Below are 18,093 nucleotides of genomic sequence, written 5' to 3' on the forward strand. Positions count from 1 at the left end.
GCGCCCCATGCGCGTCGCGGGCGCACTGGCTAGGGTCCGTGATCATGCGGAACACGGAGATCGTTCGACGTGAGGGCCCGGAGCGCAGGCGCGAGACGCTGGAGCGCCTCGACCGGGAGCGGGACATCTGGCTGTCGACGGCCCACCCGGAGCACGGGCCGCACCAACTGCCCCTGTGGTTCCGGTGGGACGGACGGGCGCTGTGGATGTGCACCGGCGAGTCCTCGGTGACGGTCCGCAACGCGCGGAAGGAACCCCGGGTGCGCCTCTCCCTGCCGGACACCTCCGATGTGGTGCTCGTGCAGGGCGAGGCGGAGTGCTTCCCGGCGCGGGAGGTCCCGCAGGACGCCGCGGACGGGTTCGCCGCCAAGTTCGGCTGGGACCCGCGCAAGGCGGACGGCTCCTACGTGTATCTGCGCGTGACGCCGCGGACGGTGCGCGCCTGGCGCGGCGAGCACGAGCTGAACGGCAGGGTCCTCATGCGGGACGGGGCGTGGCTGGCGTAACTCCCGTCCCCACGCCCCCATGCCCGCCACCCGGGGCTCGTTCTACTTCTCGCGCGGCTGGTTGAACCGCAGCATGTTCCCGGCCGGGTCGCGGAAGGCGCAGTCGCGGACGCCGTACGGCTGGTCCATCGGCTCCTGCAGCACGTCGCCGCCCGCTGCGCGGATCCGCTCGAACACCGCGTCGACGTCGCTGGTGCGGAAGATGACGCCGCGCAGCATGCCCTTGGCCATCAGCTCGGCCACGGCCTGGCGGTCGGCGGCCGAGGCGTTCGGGTCGGCGAGCGGGGGCTCCAGGACGATCTCCACGTCCGGCTGCGAGGGCGACGCGACGGTCACCCAGCGCATCCCCTCGAAACCGACGTCGTTGCGCACCTCGAAACCGAGCACGTCGCGGTAGAAGGCGAGTGCCTTGTCGTGGTCGTCGACGGCGATGAAGCACTGAGCCAGGTTGATTTCCATGCGTACGACGCTACGGACCCGCGTCGGGTTTCGCTTCTCCGTTCCTGACCGGCCGGGTCTGGATCTTGGTGACGCAGGCCGGGATGGCGGCGCTGTCGCCGTGGTCGCGGGCGCGGTAGGCGCTCGGGCTCTCGCCGACCAGCTCGGTGAACCGTGAGCTGAAGGAACCGAGCGACGTACACCCGACCGCCATGCAGACATCCGTCACCGACAGGTCCCCGCGCCGCAGCAGTGCCTTGGCGCGCTCGATCCGGCGGGTCATGAGATAGCTGTACGGCGTCTCGCCGTAGGCGGCGCGGAAGCTGCGCGAGAAGTGCCCCGGTGACATGAGGGCGGCCCGGGCCAGCGCCGGGACGTCCAGGGGCTCCGCGTAGTCGCGGTCCATCCGGTCGCGGGCCTGGCGCAGGCGGACCAGGTCGGAGAGAGACACAGACACACGAGCAACGTTACCGACCGCCGGGGATCGGGGCCGGTAACGCGGGGGAGAGGGGCAGAGGGGTCAGGCCGCGGGGCAGAGGGCGGCGGGGGCGACGGTCGCGTGCACGGGGTGAGCGGTGAGCGCGGTGGCAGTGGGGCCGGGGGAGACGGTGGCCGTGCCCTGCGCGCGGTTCCGGGCGAAGACGACCAGGCGCAGCACGGCGAACCGAGCGACACCGGCGAGCGCGGATGCGGAGAGGTAGACGACCTGTTCGAGCACCGCGCCGGGCACCGCCACCAGTTGCTGGAGGACCAGCATGGCCAGGCAGGTCACCGCGTACGCGGCCGCCGCGGACCCGGCGGACTGCGCGTGCTGGCGCCCGGTCGCACGCCCGCCCGCACCGAAGGTGAAGCGGGCGTGCAACTCGGTGGCCAGGAGCGTGGAGACCACGGTGATCAGGGCGTTGGCCAGGGCCCAGGGGAGCCAGGAGGCGAGGGCCGCCACGGCGAAGCTGGAGGCGACCCCGACCCCGCCGCCGCAGAGCACGAAGCGGGCGAAGGCGGTGAAGGCGCCGGGTGCCGCCGGCTGCGGAGTCCGCGCCGACCGTGCTGCCTGCGCAGCATGTGCATGTGCTGACTGCGCTGCATGTGCTGACGGTGCTGTCTGCATGATCCGACCCCCTCCTCTTCTTCCTCTTCTTTGACTGACTCGGGCGGGCCCGTGAACTCGTCGCTCAGGCGGCGTCGAGGGCCTTGGTGATCTTGCGGGTCATCTCGGCGATGGCGGGGCTGGGCGCACCCCGGTGCGGCCGGGCGGCCGCCGCGAGGGCGACGACGACGGTGCCGCGGAAGTTGTCGGCCTCGTTGGGGTCCTGCTTGGTGAGCAGGTCCATCGCCTCGGTCAGGGCCGGCAGGACGTGGTCGGCGAGCTCCGCGACGGACTTGCCGGGGAGCTTGATGTCCTTGCTCTTCGCGGCGAGCACGTGACCGACCGGGCCGGTCGCCGAGGCCAGCGCGATGCTGCCGTGGGTGGCGGCCTTGTGGGGCGAACCTGCGGCGTCGGCGGCGGCAAGGAGCGAGACGGCGCCGTAGGCGGCGGTGCGGAGGGTGGCCTTGTCCTGGGGGGTGAGGGCGAGAGACATGGTGGTTGCTCCTTCTGATCGGTGATCCGACCGTTTGCCGTGCTCCGTTGAAGTGGTGCCATCGTGGCACACGGGTGGTGCCATGTCGAGTCATTATTGGCGTCATGGGTGGCGTTGTGGGTGTCGAGCATCGGCCGCGCTCCGTAAATGAGCAGGTCAGCGGGTGGCTCTACTTGGCGCCAACTCGCCCAAATTCCTGCGGTACTTCATCTGCGGCTCAGGGGGAGTGGCCTCGGCTGACACTGAATGGCGCGCTCTGGCGTCGACTGGCGCCACCGGGTGCCACTCGACACGCCAGTGCCCCGCCGCACGCGATCAGTGGCGTGGCGCACTTTTGCAAGCAGTCGCTTGCAATAGTTAGCAAGGGGCGTGCAGTATCGACGCATGGCATCACTCAACGTCGGCAATCTCGGTGAGTATCTGCGTGAGCAGCGGCGCAACGCGCAGCTCTCGCTCAGGCAGCTCGCCGACGCCGCCGGGGTGTCCAATCCGTATCTGAGCCAGATCGAGCGCGGCCTGCGCAAGCCGAGTGCCGAAGTGCTGCAACAGGTGGCCAAGGCGCTGCGGATCTCCGCCGAGACGTTGTATGTCCGGGCCGGGATCCTCGACGAGAAGGAGCGGGACGAGCTGGAGACGCGCGCCGTCATCCTCGCCGACCCCTCCATCAACGAGCGGCAGAAGCAGGTTCTGTTGCAGATCTACGAGTCGTTCAGAAAAGAGAACGGCTTCGAGGTCTCGGAGTACGCCGACGACTCGGCGTTCACGGACGAGTCCTCGTACGCAGATGACGTGGACGCCACCGCTGACGGCCCCCGCACGGCCGACGGCAGTGATGCCGGCACCAAGGACCACCCCTCAAGCTGACCCAGCTGACGCGAATCCGGGAGGACCATCGCCATGGCCATCAAGGACGACCTGCGCAACACCCTCACCGACACCACCCCCGCCTACTTCGTCGTCGGCACCGCCGACCTGGCGTTCCAGCAGGCGAAGAAGGTGCCGGGCGCCATCGAGCAGCTCATCGCCGAGGCGCCGGCCCGTATCGACGCCGTGCGCAACACCGACACCAAGGCCGTCCAGGACAAGGCCGTCGCCCGCGCCAAGGAGGCGCAGGAGACCATCCAGACCAGGTTCGCCGAGCTGTTCGGCACACTCGACACGGACCTGAAGAAGCTGAGCGAGAGCGCTCAGGGCCTTGCCCTCAGCTCGGTCGGTGTCGCCGCCGAGTACGCCGTGAAGGCGCGCGAGAAGTACGAAGAGGTCGCCGAGCACGGCGAGCTGGCCGTGCGGACCTGGCGCGGTGAGGCCGCCGAGGAGATCACCGAGCTCGCCGTGGCCGTCGAGCCCGACGCCGAGGAGAAGCCGGCCTCCGCCGACTCGGAGACGTCGGAGTCCGCCGAGCCGAAGGCCGCCGCCGCCACGGCGAAGAAGCCCGCCGCCAAGAAGGCCCCGGCCCGCAAGCCGGCGGCGAAGAAGACCACGCCCCCCGCCAAGTAGGCAGGCGGGGCAGGTACGGCGCTTGTCGTGCGAGCGGGCCGGGCACTCTCGAAGTGCCCGGCCCGTTCTCCCGGTAGCGGGTACGGTGTCCGCGTACTCAAGAGCTTCGACGATGTGTATGGCTTCAAGAAGAGCCGAGACTGGTGGTGGACGTAGTGCTGATGCAGGGGTTCGCGAACTTCATGTGGCTGCTGTCGTTGGCGCTGATCGTCTTCAGCGGCTTCGCGCTCGTCGACGCGGCCGTCCGGCGTGAGGACGCCTATCGCGCGGCGGACAAGAAGACCAAGCCGTTCTGGCTGATCATCCTTGGCCTCGCCTTCATCGTGAACCTGATCTTCAACATCCTGTCGTTCCTGCCGATCATCGGGCTCGTCGCGACCATCGTCTACATGGTCGACGTGCGCCCCGCGATCCGGCAGATCACCGGCGGGGGCGGCGGCGGGCGCCGCGGCTCCAGCAGCGACGGTCCGTACGGGCCGTACAACGGCGGCCGGTAGCCACTGAGGGACGGCCCCCGCTGAGGGGCCCCGCAGCTGCTCCCGGCGCGGCTAGCGTTCCCGGTCGCGGTCCAGGAGCAGCACGGCGACATCGTCGGTCAGATCCCCGCCGTTGAGCTCACGCACCTCGTTCACCGCGGCCTCCAGGAGCTCGTCGCCCCGCAGGCCCGCCGCGATCTGGCGGCGGAGCATCGCCACCATGCCGTCCTGGCCGAGGCGCTGGTTGCCCTCGCCGATGCGTCCCTCGATCAGGCCGTCCGTGTAGAGCATCAGGCTCCACTTGCCGCCGAGCTCCACCTGGCGGCGCGGCCAGCGGGCGTTCGGCAGGAGCCCGAGCGCCGGGCCGTTGTTCTCGTAGGGCAGCAGCTCGGCGAGGTGGCCGTCGCGGGCGATCAGCGGTGACGGGTGTCCCGCCAGGCAGAGCCCGGCCCGGCGGCCGTCGGGTGCGATGTCGACCGTGCAGAGCGTCGCGAAGATCTCGTCGTCGGCCCGCTCGTGCTCCAGGACCTTCTGCAGCGTGCTGAGCAGCTCGTCGCCGCACAGGCCCGCGAAGGTCAGCGTCCGCCAGGCGATGCGCAGCTCGACACCGAGCGCCGCCTCGTCCGGGCCGTGGCCGCAGACATCGCCGATCATGACGTGCACCGAGCCGTCGGGGGTGCGCACCGTGTCGTAGAAGTCGCCGCCGAGCAGCGCCCGCGAACGCCCCGGGCGGTAGCGCGCGGCGAACCGCAGCGGTGAGCCGTCCAGGAGCGGCGTCGGCAGCAGCCCGCGCTCCAGGCGGGCGTTCTCCTGGGCCCGCAGGCGCGACTCCGTCAGCTGGCGCTGGGCGGCGTCCGCGCGCTTGCGCTCCACGGCGTACCGGATGGCGCGGCTGAGGAGCCGCCCGTCCAGCTCGTCACGGAAGAGATAGTCCTGGGCGCCGACCCGCACGGCCTCGGCGCCGCCCTCGGTGTCGCCGCTCGCGGTGAGCGCGAGGACGGCGTGCCGGGGTGCGAGGCGCAGGACGTGCTTGAGCGTGGCGAGCTCGTCCCCGTCGTCCTCCGCGGCGGAGGCCGGGCCGGTCAGGGCCAGGTCGAGCAGGATGCAGTGCACGTCGTCGGTGAGCAGCCGCTCGGCCTCGGTGAGGTTGCGGGCGGTGCGGATACGGATGGGCTTGCCCGCGGCGTCGAGCATCCGGGGGACGCTCAGGGAGCCCACCGGGTCGTCCTCGATCACCAGGAGGCTGAGGCCGGGGCCGGTCGCCTGCTGGTCCGTGTCGCTGGACGTCGGCAGGTGCCCCACGGGAGTGGGTACGGGTTCGGTGGCCCGCACGGGTGCGGGCGACGGCGTCGGCAGAGCGTGAGCCTGACCGCCTTCCGCGGCCGGGATCGCCCTCTGCCGCGGTATGGGTACGGGCATGGCTTGGGTTCCTTCCCTCCCCCCGAGGGCATGGTGGATCGACGGTCGAACGCTCCACCGACGGGGACCATAGCGTTAGCCGAGGCCCGATTGGAATGGCGCACGGCAAACAGCCACCGTCATATGCCGCATCAAGGACCGCAATTGGGCACGACAGCCCCCGACAGGGATGACGAACATCACGCCGTGAGGGTTGAGAGGCGGGCCGAGGGTGCGGTGGGTCACATGACCTGGGGCACAGCGCGGATCCAGGGGGCCGGGCTCGTGCCCGCCGGCCCCCTGGTTCCGCCTGGAGCGCCTACTTGTCGGGCCGCACGACCCCGAGGATCTGCATCGATCCCGCGCCCGCGACGGTGACATCGCGTCCCGGCCGCGGCGCGTGCACGATCGCGCCGTCACCCACGTACATCCCGACATGGCTGGCGTCCGCGTGATAAATGATCAGGTCGCCGGGGCGCATGTTCTTGATGTCGATGTGCGGGAGCTGCTTCCACTGCTCCTGTGACGTACGCGGAATTCCCTTGCCGGCGGCGGCCCAGGCCTTGGACGTGAGTCCGGAGCAGTCGTACGAGGACGGGCCCTCGGCGCCCCACACGTACGGCTTGCCGAGCTGCGCGGTGGCGAACTCGACGGCCTTCTTGCCCGGTCCGGTCGCCTTGCCGTCGATGTCCTTCAGGACGCCCGAACTCACCCACGCCGACTGCTTCTTGAGCTGGGCCTCCTCCTCGAGCTTCCGGAGCCGCTCGCGCTCCTTCTTCTCGAGCTTCGACTCCATCTCCTCGGCGGCCGCGATCTTCTTCTTGATCTTCTTCTTCGACTCGGCCTTCGCCTTGCGGTTGGACTCCAGCTTCTTCCACTGGGCGGTGGCGTCCTTGGCGTAGATCCGCAGGTCTTCCTGCGTCCGCTCCATCTCCGTCAGCATGCCCTTGGTGGCCTTGTGGCCCTCCCGCATGCGTCCGGCGCGGTCCAGGAACTCCTGGGGGTCGTCGCTCAGCATCAGCCGGGCCTCGGAGGACACCCCGCCGCTGCGGTACTGGGCGCGGGCGGCGGCGCCCGCGCGGGACTTGAGCCTGTCCAGCTTCCGCTGGCCCTCGGTGATGGAACGGGCGAGCTTCACGATGTGCTTGGACTGCTTCTCGCTCTTCTCCTCCGCCGCGTTGTACGCGTCCGTGGCGACGCCCGCGTCGTGGTAGAGCTTCTCGATCTCCTTGCGCACGTCCTCAAGGGACTTGTTCGTGCCGGGCGTTGGCTTCGCAGGACTCGCGTAGGCCGCGCCCGGTGTGCTCAGCACCGCTGCCGCGCAGATCAGCGCCAGGCCAGCCACAGTCGAACTCCGCTTGCCGGTCACGTCCGCCTCCCCCAAGCTGATTTACCGTCAGTAACTTACGGTTGCCCCGGGGATGGTGCCATGCCGACGCGCAATACGACAGAGCGCAACGGCAACTCCGATCCCCACCCGCCCCATGTGACGAACGGCACTGGTAGATCGTTCCCTCCGCGGCCCGCCGCGCGCGGAGTTCACCCGTCAGTGCCTCGCGCATTCACCCGGGGGCATCCCGCGCGTTCACCCCCGGCCGGCTGTCTCGTGGCCCCGGCGCCGTGTCTCTCAGCTCCGGCGCGGCGCCAACGCTTCCCACGGCAGGGTCACTTCACCCTGCCGCCAGCGTGCGGGGCGGTCCGTCACCGGCCAGTCGGAGGCCAGGGCCCGCACCGACCTGATCCACCGCTGCCGGGCGCCGTACGAGGCGTAGGGAGCGGCGGCGGCCCAGGCCCGGTCGAAGTCGCGCAGGAAGGCGTGCACCGGCTCGCCCGGCACGTTCCGGTGGATCAGCGCCTTGGGCAGGCGCTCGGCGAGGTCCGAAGGGCGGTCGAGCGATCCGAGGCGGGTCGCGAACGTCACCGTGCGCGGCCCCTCGGGCCCGAGCGCGACCCAGACGTGCCGCCGCCCGATCTCGTCGCACGTCCCCTCCACGAGCAGTCCGCCGGGTGCCAGCCGCTCGCACAACCGTTCCCACACGGCGGCGACCTGTTCCTCGTCGTACTGCCGGAGCACGTTCGCGGCCCGGATCAGCGCGGGCCCGCCCGGCAGCGGGACCTCGAAGCCGCCGTGTCGGAAGGAGAGCCCCTCCCGCTCGTACGGCTTCGCGGCGGCGACCCGCGCCGGATCGATCTCGACGCCGACCACGCGCGTGTGCGGGGCGGCGGTCCTGAGCCGCGCGAGCAGCTCGACGGCCGTCCAGGGGGCGGCCCCGTAACCGAGGTCGACGGCGACGGGATCGGTGGATCGCCGCAGCTCGGCGCCGTGCGTGGCGGCGATCCAGCGGTCCATGCGGCGCAGGCGATTGGGGTTCGTGGTCCCGCGCGTCACCGTTCCCACGGGGCGGGAAGGGGTGCGGGAGGCCATAAGGGGAAGGGTATGCGCCGCGGCGAGGGCCGCGCCTCGTCCGATCACCGGGCCGCATCTCGTCCGGTGATCGGGTTGGGCCTCGTCCGGTGATCGGGTTGAGCCCCGCCCGGTAATGATTTGGCAAAGCGGAAATGGAGTTGACTCTTCCGATGTTCCCCCTCTGGAGGACCGTGCACGCCCTCCCTTGAGACATGCCCGCGCGCGCACAAGGAGGACCGCCACGTGAGCCAATACGTGACCAGGCTCGGCCGTCGCTCGCCGGCAGCGCCCAGCAGGCTCCGGCTCCCCGGCACGCACCGCCGCCCCCGCCGGGTGGCCATGCTCAGCGTGCACACGTCCCCGCTGCACCAGCCCGGCACGGGCGACGCGGGCGGCATGAACGTCTACATCGTGGAGCTGGCCAAGCGGCTCGCGGCCATCAACATCGAGGTCGAGATCTTCACGCGTTCGACGACGGGCGCGCTGCCGCCGGCCGTCGAGCTCGCTCCGGGCGTCCTCGTGCGCCACGTGGACGCGGGGCCGTACGAAGGCCTGGCGAAGGAGGAGCTGCCCGCCCAGCTCTGTGCCTTCACGCACGGTGTGATGCAGGCATGGGCGGGCCACCGCCCCGGCCACTACGACCTGGTCCACTCCCACTACTGGCTCAGCGGGCACGTCGGCTGGCTCGCCGCCGAGCGCTGGGGCGTGCCGCTCGTGCACGCCATGCACACGATGGCGAAGGTCAAGAACGCGGCGCTCGCGGAGGGTGACACCCCGGAGCCCGCGGCGCGCGTGATCGGCGAGACGCAGATCGTGCGGGCGGCCGACCGGCTGATCGCCAACACCTCCGAAGAGGCCGACGAGCTCGTACGCCACTACGAAGCGGACGCGGGCAAGGTCGCCGTCGTCCACCCCGGCGTGAACCTCGACCGCTTCCGCCCCGCCGACGGCCGCGCGGCGGCCCGCCATCGCCTCGGCCTCCCGCAGGACGCCCTGGTCCCGCTCTTCGCGGGCCGTATCCAGCCCCTGAAGGCGCCGGACGTGCTGCTGCGCGCGGTCGCGGTCCTCCTGGACCAGCGCCCCGAGCTCCGCTCGAACATCGTCGTCCCCGTGGTGGGCGGCCCGAGCGGCAGCGGCCTCGCGAAGCCGGAGGGACTGCAGAAGCTGGCCGCCAGGCTGGGCATCGCGGACGTGGTCCGCTTCCAGCCGCCGGTGGGCCAGGAGCAGCTGGCGGACTGGTTCCGGGCGGCCTCGGTCCTGGTGATGCCGTCGTACAGCGAGTCGTTCGGCCTGGTGGCCATAGAGGCGCAGGCGGCGGGCACCCCGGTCCTCGCGGCGTCGGTGGGCGGTCTGCCGGTCGCCGTACGCGACGGGGTGACGGGCTTCCTGGTCGACGGCCACGAACCGGCCCACTACGCGCGCGTGCTGCGCGAATTCGCCGAGAACCCGCACCTGGTGGACCGCATGGGCGCCGCTGCCGCGCAGCACGCGCAGTCCTTCGGCTGGGACACGGCCGCGTCGGCCACGGCGGACGTGTACACGGCGGCCGTGCATGAGCACAGGCGTCGCGTACGCTCGCATCATGGCTGATCAGGCTGACGCAGCGGCGATCGCGATCATCGAGCGGACGCTGGACGAGGCGGAACTGGAGTGGGAGAGCCCGCAGAGCGGCTCGTACGTGGTGACGCTCCCGGGCACCCGCAAGTTGTCGACGACGCTCTCGCTGAGGATCGGCAAGCACGCGCTGTCGCTGACGGCGTTCGTGATCCGGCACCCCGACGAGAACCACGACGCGGTGCACCGCTGGCTCCTTGAGCGGAACCTCCGCCTGTACGGCGTGAGTTACGCGATCGATTCCCTCGGCGACATCTACCTCACCGGCAAGCTCCCGCTCTCGGCGGTCACCCCGGAGGAGCTCGACCGCCTGCTCGGCTCCGTCCTGGAGAACGCGGACGGCTCCTTCAACACGCTCCTGGAGCTGGGATTCGCCTCGGCGATCCGCAAGGAGTACGCGTGGCGGGTATCGCGGGGCGAGTCCACGCGGAACCTGGACGCGTTCACCCACCTGACTCAGCCGCAGGACTGACCCGGCGGCACCAGGACTGCGGCACGGAGACCGCAGCCTCAAGCGGGCCATGCAGGACACCTTCCCCGCCGTGGATGGCCGTGGCATGCTCACGCCCATCGCAGACATGAATGGCGTTCACATCCATGGAAGGTGGCGGCGGGCATGGAACACCCCAGCAGACGTGGCGTACTCGGCGGGGCGATAGCCGTGGCGGCGGTGGCCGCGACCGGCGGGACGGCGTGGGCGAAGCCCGTCCCCGCTGAAACCGAGACCCCCGCCCTCTGGCGGGAGTTCAGGGCCACCCCGTACACGCACCCCCAAGTCCCCTACATAGCCCGCGCGGGCGCCTTCTCCGGCACCCGCCGTCTGCCGCGCCGCAAGGTGGTCGTGAACGTCAGGGACTACGGAGCGGTGCCGGACGGCACGCGGGACGCGGCCCCGGCGATCAACCGGGCCCTGGCCGAAGCCGGAAGGAGGGGCGGCGGCACGGTCGTCGTCCCGCCCGGCGAGTACCGCATCGACGGCATCATCCGCATCGCGCACGACAACGTGGTGCTGAGGGGTGCGGGCAGTTCGCGCACCACCCTCCGCGCGACGAAGAACCTCACGGAACTGATCGGCCCGTACGGCTCCCGCTACGGCGGCGACAAGTCCAGCTGGTCCTGGGCGGGCGGCCTCATCTGGCTCTGCCCGCAGCCCCGTTGGGAGTCGCTGACGACGGCCATCAAGGCGAAGGCCTGGCCCTTCGAGGGCTGGACGGGCAACAAGCGGGACGAGTGGCGGACCCTCACGCCCGTGCACCCCGCGACCCGGGGCGACCGCACCCTGGAGGTGCGGGACACCACGCACCTCCACAAGGGCGACCTGGTGCTCCTACGCCTGGCGGATGACGCGGACCACACGCTCCTGGAGCACATGGCGGGCGGCGGCGCGGGCGCCGAGGCGTACACGTGGGACGACAAGACGAAACTGACGTCGTACGTCCCGTACGAGTGGCCGGTACGCATCACGTCAGTAAAGAAGAGCGCGGCGAAGAGCACAATGCGGGGCACGATCACCCTGGAACGCCCCCTCCCCTTGGACGTACGCCCGGAATGGGACCCGCGCCTGACGACACACGTAAAGGCGCTGACGGGCGCGGGAGTCGAAGGGCTCACCCTGGCGGCGGTGGAGACGCCGCAATCCCCGCACCTCCTGGACAAGGGGTACAACGGGGTCACGTTCCAGTGTGCGTACGACTGTTGGGCGGACGACATCGTGGTGCGCCACGTGGACAACGGCTTCGGCCTGGTCAGCGCATCGGCGTGCACCCTGCGCCGCACGCGGGTCGCCGGCCGGGGCGCACACCACCCGTACTTCTGCCGGGAGGGCTCGCACGACAACCTCGTGGAGGACTTCACGATCGACGAGCGCACGGTCCCGGCGCCGTCGGGCACCCAGCTCCACGGCATCAACGTGGAGGGTCTGTCCTCCTACAACGTCTGGTCGCGGGGCACCATGCGGATGGGCACGTTCGACAGCCACAGGGGCATGCCGTTCGCGAACGTCCGCACGGACATCACGATCGAGAACAACGGCCGCCACGGGGGAGACGCGAGCGCGGGCCCGCTCTTCGGCGCCCGCTTCACGCACTGGAACATCCGCGTCACCAACGAGCGGGCGGGCCTGACGAAGATCGACGGCCTGGCCCCCTACAGCGCCACGGTGGGCATCAACGAGGTCCGCGAGTTCGACCAGATCGACGTACCGGACTTCTCCGGAGACCTGCACTCCCGCATCGAGCTCTATGGGACGACGAACAAGGTGCACCCCCGAAACCTGCACGAGGCACAACGGGACCTGCGCCCCTGACAAGTCCACCGATCCGGCCCCGAACAGACGCTTTGCCGCCAACCCCACCCAACTGGGTGCCCCCATCACGCGGTTCGGTCTACACAAGAGAGCTGGGACGTTCTTGCCTGATGGGGGGACTGGCCAGTGGTACTGACGATCAACCTTGCGGTTCTGCTGGCGGTCATCATCATCGTGCGCCTACGGAGACGCACACAGGCCCGCAAACGAACCGACGAACAGCTGACGGTGGTCATAGTCCTGGTCTTCGGCGTCCTGATCGCCCCGACGGCCTTCGGCCAGTGGATCCTGAACGCGGTGGGAGAACTCGCCGAGGGCATCACAGACGCGGGCACCCCATGACAAGAGCCCCCTGCCGGCGGATGACCCGCAGGCAGGGGGCCCGAAGCACGTCGGCGTCAGCCGTGGTGCCTGTGCCTACTTCTTCTTGCCCTGGTTCTTGACCGCCTCGATCGCCGCCGCGGCCGCGTCCGGGTCCAGGTACGTGCCGCCCCGCTTCACGGGCTTGAAGTCCGCGTCCAGTTCGTAGGCCAGCGGGATGCCCGTCGGGATGTTCAGGCCCGCGATGTCCTCGTCCGAGATGCCGTCCAGGTGCTTGACCAGGGCGCGCAGCGAGTTGCCGTGGGCCGCCACCAGGACCGTCTTGCCCGTGAGGAGGTCGGGGACGATGCCGTCGAACCAGTACGGGAGCATGCGGACGACGACGTCCTTGAGGCACTCCGTCTGCGGGCGCAGCTCCGGCGGGAGCGTCGCGTAGCGGGGGTCGGAGAACTGCGAGTACTCCGCCTCGCGGTCCAGCGCCGGCGGCGGGGTGTCGTACGAGCGGCGCCAGAGCATGAACTGCTCCTCGCCGAACTCGGCGAGCGTCTGCGCCTTGTCCTTGCCCTGAAGGGCTCCGTAGTGGCGCTCGTTCAGGCGCCAACTGCGGTGGACCGGGATCCAGTGGCGGTCGGCGGACTCCAGCGCCAGCTGGGCCGTGCGGATCGCGCGCTTCTGGAGCGACGTGTGGACCACGTCGGGGAGCAGACCGGCGTCCTTGAGCAGCTCACCGCCGCGGACCGCCTCCTTCTCGCCCTTCTCGTTGAGATTGACGTCCACCCAGCCGGTGAACAGGTTCTTCGCGTTCCACTCGCTCTCGCCGTGACGGAGGAGGATCAGCTTGTACGGTGCGTCGGCCATGCCCCTGAGCGTAATCGAACCGCCGGGTGCCCCGCGCGTCCGCCCGTAGCCCGGACAGCACGTCGACGGGCCGGGCCACAGTTGACGGGTTCTGCTAATCCACTGGCTCTTCCCGGATCGTCGGTCGTAATGTTCGCTTGTCGCTGGCGACACTTACATACTTGCCTGATCCTGTGGGGGACCCCGATGCCACTCGCCGCCCTGAGACGTGCCGCCAAGGAGTCCGTCTCCGGTCTTCCCCGCGAGTTCTGGTGGCTGTGGACCAGCACCCTGGTCAACCGCCTCGGCGCCTTCGTGGCCACCTTCATGGCGCTCTATCTGACCCTCGACCGCGGCTACTCCGCGACCTACGCCGGTCTGGTCGCCGCCCTGCACGGACTCGGCGGCGTCGTCTCCTCGCTCGGCGCGGGCGTCATGACCGACCGGCTCGGGCGGCGCCCCACCCTCCTCATCGCCCAGGCCTCCACCGCCCTCTCCGTCACCCTCCTCGGCTTCATGAAGGACCCCCTGGCCATCGCCGCCGTCGCCTTCCTCGTCGGCATGGCCAGCAACGCCTCCCGGCCCGCCGTCCAGGCGATGATGGCCGACATCGTCCGCCCCGAGGACCGGGTGCGGGCCTTCTCCCTCAACTACTGGGCCATCAACCTCGGCTTCGCGATCTCGTCCGCGGGCGCCGGCTTCATCGCCGAGTTCAGCTACCTCGCCGGATTCCTCATCGAAGCCGCCATGACCATGGTCTGCGCCATCGTCGTCTTCGCGAAGCTGCCGGAGTCCAGGCCCGTGCGGACCGCCCTGGAGAAGGCGTCGGAACCGGACGTCGGCCTCGGGACCGTTCTGCGCGACGGACGCTTCATGGGCGTCGTCGGCCTGTCCTTCCTCATCGCGCTGATCTTCCAGCAGGGCTCCGTGGGACTGCCCGTCGCCATGGGCGAGGCCGGATTCACCGCCGCCGACTACGGGGTGGCCATCGCCGTCAACGGAGTGCTGATCGTCGCTCTGCAGATTCCCGTCACGCGCTTCATCGAACACCGGGACCCGCAGCGGCTGTTGATCATCTCCGCCCTGCTCGCGGGCTACGGCTTCGGGCTCACCGCCTTCGCCGGGTCCATCGGCGTCTTCGCCCTCACCGTGTGCGTCTGGACCCTCGCCGAGATCGTGAACGCCCCGACGCAGACCGGCCTCGTCGTACGGCTCTCCCCGCTCCACGGCAGGGGCCGCTACCAGGGTATGTACACCCTGTCCTGGGCCGTCGCCGCGCTCGTCGCCCCGCTGATGTCCGGCTTCGTCATCGACCGCTTCGGAGCCCAGTGGCTCTGGGGCACCTGCGCGGTCATCGGCACGGTCGCCGCCGTCGGCTACTGGTCGCTGATGAGGGGGCTGCCCGCCGAGGAGACGGCGCTGACGGCAGAGACGGCGACCGTCCCTGCCGCCCGCTCTACCGCGTGAAGTTCAGGTACCTCCAGGCCCCGTGCGTCGTCGAGTTCACGTTGTCGCCCGAGGTCCCGTTGACGTACGACGCGCGGATACGGGCCCTGACGCCCGACTGGCCGGGAGCCTCCAGGCGCACGGTGGACGTGCCGTCGGCGTTGAGCCGGTAGTACTCGTTCGCGCCCCCGGACCGCCACGTGCCGTCCACACGCACCTGCAGCTCGAAACGGTGCTCGCGGCCCTTGTAGTACGACATCGTCGTGGTCAGGACCGGGTCGGTGTTCTTGTGGAAGTAGTAGTACTTCGTGGAGCCGATCGTGCCCGTCTTGTAGTGCTTGGAGACGGAGGTGGAGACCTTCACCTTGGCGTACGCCGTCGACGTGGCCTTCTTGGACGCGTAACGGGCGTCGCCCGCGAAGACCGCGGTGAGCTTCGTGTCGCGCTTCATGTCGACGGTGGCCGACAGGTCCCCGCGGGCGTTCACGACGCCCTTCTTGACGAGCTTGTCGGGCTTGTCGGAGCCGTAGGGATCGGCCCAGATCTCGACGGTGCGGTTCTTGTACGTGGTGCCGAGGTGCGCCGTGAAGGAGACGTCCGCGCCGTAGGAGTAGACGTTGCCGTTCTTGTTCAGGGTCAGTTTCGGCGTGCTCCGCGAGACCTCCACCGTGTCCGACGCGGAGGCCGCGGCGTGCGTGGAGTCGCCCGCGTAGGCGACCTTGTACGTCACCTTGCCGCCCGCGGGCGGGGTGTCGGTGAGGGAGAAGGAACCGTCCGCCCCGGTCTTCACCGCGGGCAGCTTCTTGCCGTCGGGGGACTCGATGTCCGTGCGCGTCACGGACAGTTCGGTCCCGGCGGGCAGCGGCGCCGTGTCCGTGAGCGTGCCGGTGACGGTGAGGGACCTGGCCCGCGTCGCCTCCTCGGGCGCGGCGACCGTGAGCGCGGGCAGCGACTTGCCCGGCTCGGTCAGCACCCGCAGCGAGAACGCGCCGTTGCCGTTGTCGGAGACCGCGAAGAGGCGGCTGCCGTCCGGGGCCCAGGCGAGGCCGCCGTCGACCAGGGTGTCGCCGCCGCTGCTGCCACTGGTGTTCGGGAACTCGTACTCCCGCACCTTGGACCACTTGCCCTGCTGGTAGATGTGCACGTCGGGCCCGTACCAGGAGAAGGTGCCCGCCGCCACGGTGCCGTCCGGGGCGATGTCCACGGCGGAGCCGTAGCTCCCCGAGTTGTAGCGGCCCAGCGGGGAGAGATCCTCCGTGGAGTACACCGGGTGGTAGTACGGGGAGCCGCTCGCCGTGACGATCTGGGTCCCGTCGGGGGAGACCGCGATGTCGTCGAAGAAGCCGCCCTCCACCGACTTGGTGACGCGCAGCTCCGGCTTCGGCCCCGACACGTCGTACACCGTCAGGGAGTCGTTGCTCGTCTCCTTCTCACCGGCCACGAGGATCCCCGAGTCCGGGTCGGACCCCAGTTCGGGCGCGGCGGAGAAACTCGCGTCGCCGTCCTGGCCGAGCGCGACGACCGGCCCACCGCCGGAGAGGTCGAGCGAGCCGATGCCCCCCTCGGTATCGGGCCCGTAGCCGAACCACAACTTGCCGCTCGCCATCGCCAGCGTGCGCGGCCTCTCCGCGCCGTCGAGCTTGTAGCTGGCGCTCTGGGTGTACGAGGACGTGTCCACGGAGACGATCCGGTCGAGCCCGGCGACCGCCGCGTACACCTGGCCGGAGTCGGGCGAGAGCGCCAGGCCGTCGACGTCCGGCAGCCCGTCCAGGGTCGCCTTGACGGCGCCCGTGTAGTCCGTGACGACGATCTTGCCCTCGACCGGGTCGGAGACGTAGACGCGCTGGTGCGCCCCGTCCACGAGTACGTCGGCCGCCGACTTCACGTCCAGGAGTTTCGCCGAGTCCGCTGCGGCGGGTCCGGACGCCACCGCGACCAGGGCCGCCGAACTGAAGAGGACCGCGAGTGCTGTCGCGGTCGCGATGGTGCGCGTACGCACGGTATGTGACCCCCCACATAAGAAGAACCCAGGTCAGGAACCTGAGCTTCGAACCATCCGTTACAGCGCCATCACAGTAAGGCATTTGAGTGGAGGTTGTGGAGGGAGTTGCGTGGGTGGTCTCCCGACGCGACGGGTCCGCCGCACGCGCGTGTGCGCCGTTGGTGCGCCCCTTCCTGTGGGCATGGAAGGGGCATCAGGCAGTACGCCTTCGAGGAGGAGACCCATGGCCGAGTCCCCCATGACCGAACCCGTCCCCGTGCAGGCGGCCGCCACGCCGGGCCTGCCCGCGCTCGTGCTCCTTGGCTCCTGCAGCTGCGGCCCGGGCTGCAGCTGCGGCTGCCAGTCGGGCGGACCGTGCCAGTGCGGTGGCGGCTGCGGCTGACGTACCCAGAGCCCGCCCAGAACAGGAATGTGCCCCGCACCACCGGTGCGGGGCACATTCCTTGCGTACGGAACAGGCTCAGGCGCCCTCCACCGGCGTCCCCGTCTGCTGCATCTCGTCCGCGTGCTCGCCGGTCACCAGGTAGACGACCCGCTTCGCGACCGATACGGCGTGGTCCGCGAACCGCTCGTAGTAGCGGCCGAGCAGCGTCACGTCCACGGCCGTCTCGATGCCGTGCTTCCAGCGGTCGTCCATCAGGTGCTGGAAGAGCGTCCGGTGCAGCAGGTCCATCTCGTCGTCGTCCTGCTCCAGCTGGAGCGCCAGGTCGACGTCCTTCGTGATGATGACCTCCGCGGCCTTGGCCATCAGCCGCTGCGCGAGCTGCCCCATCTCCAGGATCGTCGCGTGCAGATCCTGCGGAACGGCCGACGCCGGGAAGCGCAGGCGGGTCAGCTTGCCGACGTGCTGGGCGAGGTCGCCCGAGCGCTCCAGGTCGGCGCTCATCCGCAGCGAGGTGACGACGATGCGCAGGTCGGTGGCGACCGGCTGCTGCCGTGCGAGGAGGGCTATCGCGCGCGCCTCCAGCTCGTGCTGCAGATCGTCGACCTTCTGGTCGGCGGCGATCACGCTCTCCGCCATCTTCAGGTCGGCGTCGAGCATGGCCGTGGTGGCGCGCCCGATCGCGGACCCGACGAGGCGGGCCATCTCGACCAGGCCTTCGCCGATCGAGTCAAGTTCCTCGTGGTACGCGTCCCGCATGTGGATGTCCCTCTCTAGTACGTCCCGGGGGGTGACCCCCACGCTCCCACGGTGCGGGTCCCACGCGTCCGTTTCCGACATCCCGAATGAACCGCCCCTGTCACCGAGGTGAACTGTGGGCGACG

The 18,093-nt window shown here is 70.3% G+C and carries 20 protein-coding genes; 10 read left to right on the forward strand and 10 right to left on the reverse strand.

The genetic code is table 11. The features are described 5' to 3' along the window. Window positions 1-44: 44 nt before the first annotated feature. Entirely contained in the window at window positions 45-506 is a 462-nt protein-coding gene (locus OG302_RS22970) for a pyridoxamine 5'-phosphate oxidase family protein (RefSeq protein ID WP_371528488.1), read from the forward strand. 42 nt (window positions 507-548) lie between these two features. On the opposite strand, the gene OG302_RS22975 is transcribed toward OG302_RS22970, so the two are convergent. The 4 genes from OG302_RS22975 to OG302_RS22990 all read right to left on the reverse strand — a co-directional run bounded on the left by OG302_RS22975 (window position 549) and on the right by OG302_RS22990 (window position 2,524). After that, window positions 549-965: a VOC family protein gene (locus OG302_RS22975; RefSeq protein ID WP_371528489.1), complete on the reverse strand. Its 417-nt coding sequence runs from the start codon at window positions 963-965 to the stop codon at window positions 549-551. A gap of 10 nt (window positions 966-975) precedes the next feature. Further along, entirely contained in the window at window positions 976-1,395 is a 420-nt protein-coding gene (locus OG302_RS22980; protein ID WP_371750199.1) for a helix-turn-helix transcriptional regulator, read from the reverse strand. Window positions 1,396-1,464: 69 nt separating this feature from the next. Beyond that, window positions 1,465-2,052, reverse strand: coding sequence for a hypothetical protein (locus OG302_RS22985; RefSeq protein WP_371528490.1), 588 nt, complete (start codon window positions 2,050-2,052; stop codon window positions 1,465-1,467). 64 nt (window positions 2,053-2,116) lie between these two features. Further along, window positions 2,117-2,524, reverse strand: a complete 408-nt coding sequence (locus OG302_RS22990; protein ID WP_371528491.1) for a hypothetical protein — start codon at window positions 2,522-2,524, stop codon at window positions 2,117-2,119. 384 nt (window positions 2,525-2,908) lie between these two features. On the opposite strand from OG302_RS22990, the gene OG302_RS22995 reads away from it, so the two are divergent. The 3 genes from OG302_RS22995 (at window position 2,909) to OG302_RS23005 (ending at window position 4,518) form a co-directional block, all read left to right on the forward strand. After that, entirely contained in the window at window positions 2,909-3,388 is a 480-nt protein-coding gene (locus OG302_RS22995) for a helix-turn-helix domain-containing protein (RefSeq protein ID WP_371528492.1), read from the forward strand. 33 nt (window positions 3,389-3,421) lie between these two features. After that, entirely contained in the window at window positions 3,422-4,021 is a 600-nt protein-coding gene (locus OG302_RS23000) for a hypothetical protein (protein ID WP_371528493.1), read from the forward strand. Window positions 4,022-4,182: 161 nt separating this feature from the next. Next, on the forward strand, window positions 4,183-4,518 hold the full coding sequence (locus OG302_RS23005) for a DUF2516 family protein (RefSeq protein WP_371750200.1): 336 nt from the start codon (window positions 4,183-4,185) through the stop codon (window positions 4,516-4,518). A gap of 51 nt (window positions 4,519-4,569) precedes the next feature. Here OG302_RS23005 and OG302_RS23010 read toward each other — a convergent pair whose 3' ends face one another. The 3 genes from OG302_RS23010 to OG302_RS23020 form a co-directional block, all read right to left on the reverse strand. After that, complete coding sequence (locus OG302_RS23010) at window positions 4,570-5,916, reverse strand: PP2C family protein-serine/threonine phosphatase (RefSeq protein WP_371528494.1); 1,347 nt, start codon at window positions 5,914-5,916, stop codon at window positions 4,570-4,572. Between the two features lie 298 nt (window positions 5,917-6,214). Further along, entirely contained in the window at window positions 6,215-7,264 is a 1,050-nt protein-coding gene (locus OG302_RS23015) for an NlpC/P60 family protein (protein WP_371528495.1), read from the reverse strand. 258 nt (window positions 7,265-7,522) lie between these two features. Then, window positions 7,523-8,320, reverse strand: coding sequence for a trans-aconitate 2-methyltransferase (locus OG302_RS23020; RefSeq protein ID WP_371528496.1), 798 nt, complete (start codon window positions 8,318-8,320; stop codon window positions 7,523-7,525). A gap of 225 nt (window positions 8,321-8,545) precedes the next feature. On the opposite strand from OG302_RS23020, the gene mshA reads away from it, so the two are divergent. The 4 genes from mshA (at window position 8,546) to OG302_RS23040 (ending at window position 12,563) form a co-directional block, all read left to right on the forward strand. Beyond that, complete coding sequence (mshA, locus tag OG302_RS23025; protein ID WP_371528497.1) at window positions 8,546-9,892, forward strand: D-inositol-3-phosphate glycosyltransferase; 1,347 nt, start codon at window positions 8,546-8,548, stop codon at window positions 9,890-9,892. Then, complete coding sequence (locus OG302_RS23030) at window positions 9,885-10,388, forward strand: YbjN domain-containing protein (RefSeq protein ID WP_371528498.1); 504 nt, start codon at window positions 9,885-9,887, stop codon at window positions 10,386-10,388. Before mshA ends, OG302_RS23030 begins: the two co-directional genes overlap by 8 nt. Window positions 10,389-10,532: 144 nt before the next feature. Next, window positions 10,533-12,221, forward strand: a complete 1,689-nt coding sequence (locus OG302_RS23035) for a glycoside hydrolase family 55 protein (protein ID WP_371528499.1) — start codon at window positions 10,533-10,535, stop codon at window positions 12,219-12,221. A 126-nt stretch (window positions 12,222-12,347) separates the two neighbouring features. Further along, window positions 12,348-12,563 carry a hypothetical protein gene (locus OG302_RS23040; protein ID WP_361831970.1) on the forward strand — a complete coding sequence of 72 codons (216 nt, stop codon included), beginning with the start codon at window positions 12,348-12,350 and terminating at the stop codon, window positions 12,561-12,563. A 75-nt stretch (window positions 12,564-12,638) separates the two neighbouring features. Here the strand turns inward: OG302_RS23040 and OG302_RS23045 are convergent, their stop codons facing one another. After that, window positions 12,639-13,400 carry a phosphoglyceromutase gene (locus OG302_RS23045; protein WP_371528500.1) on the reverse strand — a complete coding sequence of 254 codons (762 nt, stop codon included), beginning with the start codon at window positions 13,398-13,400 and terminating at the stop codon, window positions 12,639-12,641. A 186-nt stretch (window positions 13,401-13,586) separates the two neighbouring features. On the opposite strand from OG302_RS23045, the gene OG302_RS23050 reads away from it, so the two are divergent. Further along, the gene (locus tag OG302_RS23050; protein ID WP_371528501.1) at window positions 13,587-14,846 is read left to right on the forward strand and encodes an MDR family MFS transporter; all 1,260 of its coding nucleotides are present in this window, start codon (window positions 13,587-13,589) and stop codon (window positions 14,844-14,846) included. Here the strand turns inward: OG302_RS23050 and OG302_RS23055 are convergent. After that, window positions 14,836-16,824 (reverse strand): WD40 repeat domain-containing protein, encoded by a 1,989-nt coding sequence (locus OG302_RS23055; RefSeq protein ID WP_371528502.1) that lies wholly within the window; start codon window positions 16,822-16,824, stop codon window positions 14,836-14,838. The genes OG302_RS23050 and OG302_RS23055 overlap by 11 nt on opposite strands. A 226-nt stretch (window positions 16,825-17,050) precedes the next feature. Here OG302_RS23055 and OG302_RS23060 point away from each other — a divergent pair, with 226 nt between their 5' ends. Continuing rightward, on the forward strand, window positions 17,051-17,209 hold the full coding sequence (locus OG302_RS23060; protein WP_371528503.1) for a hypothetical protein: 159 nt from the start codon (window positions 17,051-17,053) through the stop codon (window positions 17,207-17,209). Between the two features lie 78 nt (window positions 17,210-17,287). Here OG302_RS23060 and phoU read toward each other — a convergent pair whose 3' ends face one another. After that, window positions 17,288-17,968, reverse strand: coding sequence for a phosphate signaling complex protein PhoU (gene phoU, locus OG302_RS23065; protein WP_160510362.1), 681 nt, complete (start codon window positions 17,966-17,968; stop codon window positions 17,288-17,290). Window positions 17,969-18,093 lie beyond the last annotated feature (125 nt).

The sequence above is a fragment of the Streptomyces sp. NBC_01283 genome (genome assembly GCF_041435335.1).
Classification (GTDB): Bacteria; Actinomycetota; Actinomycetes; order Streptomycetales; family Streptomycetaceae; genus Streptomyces.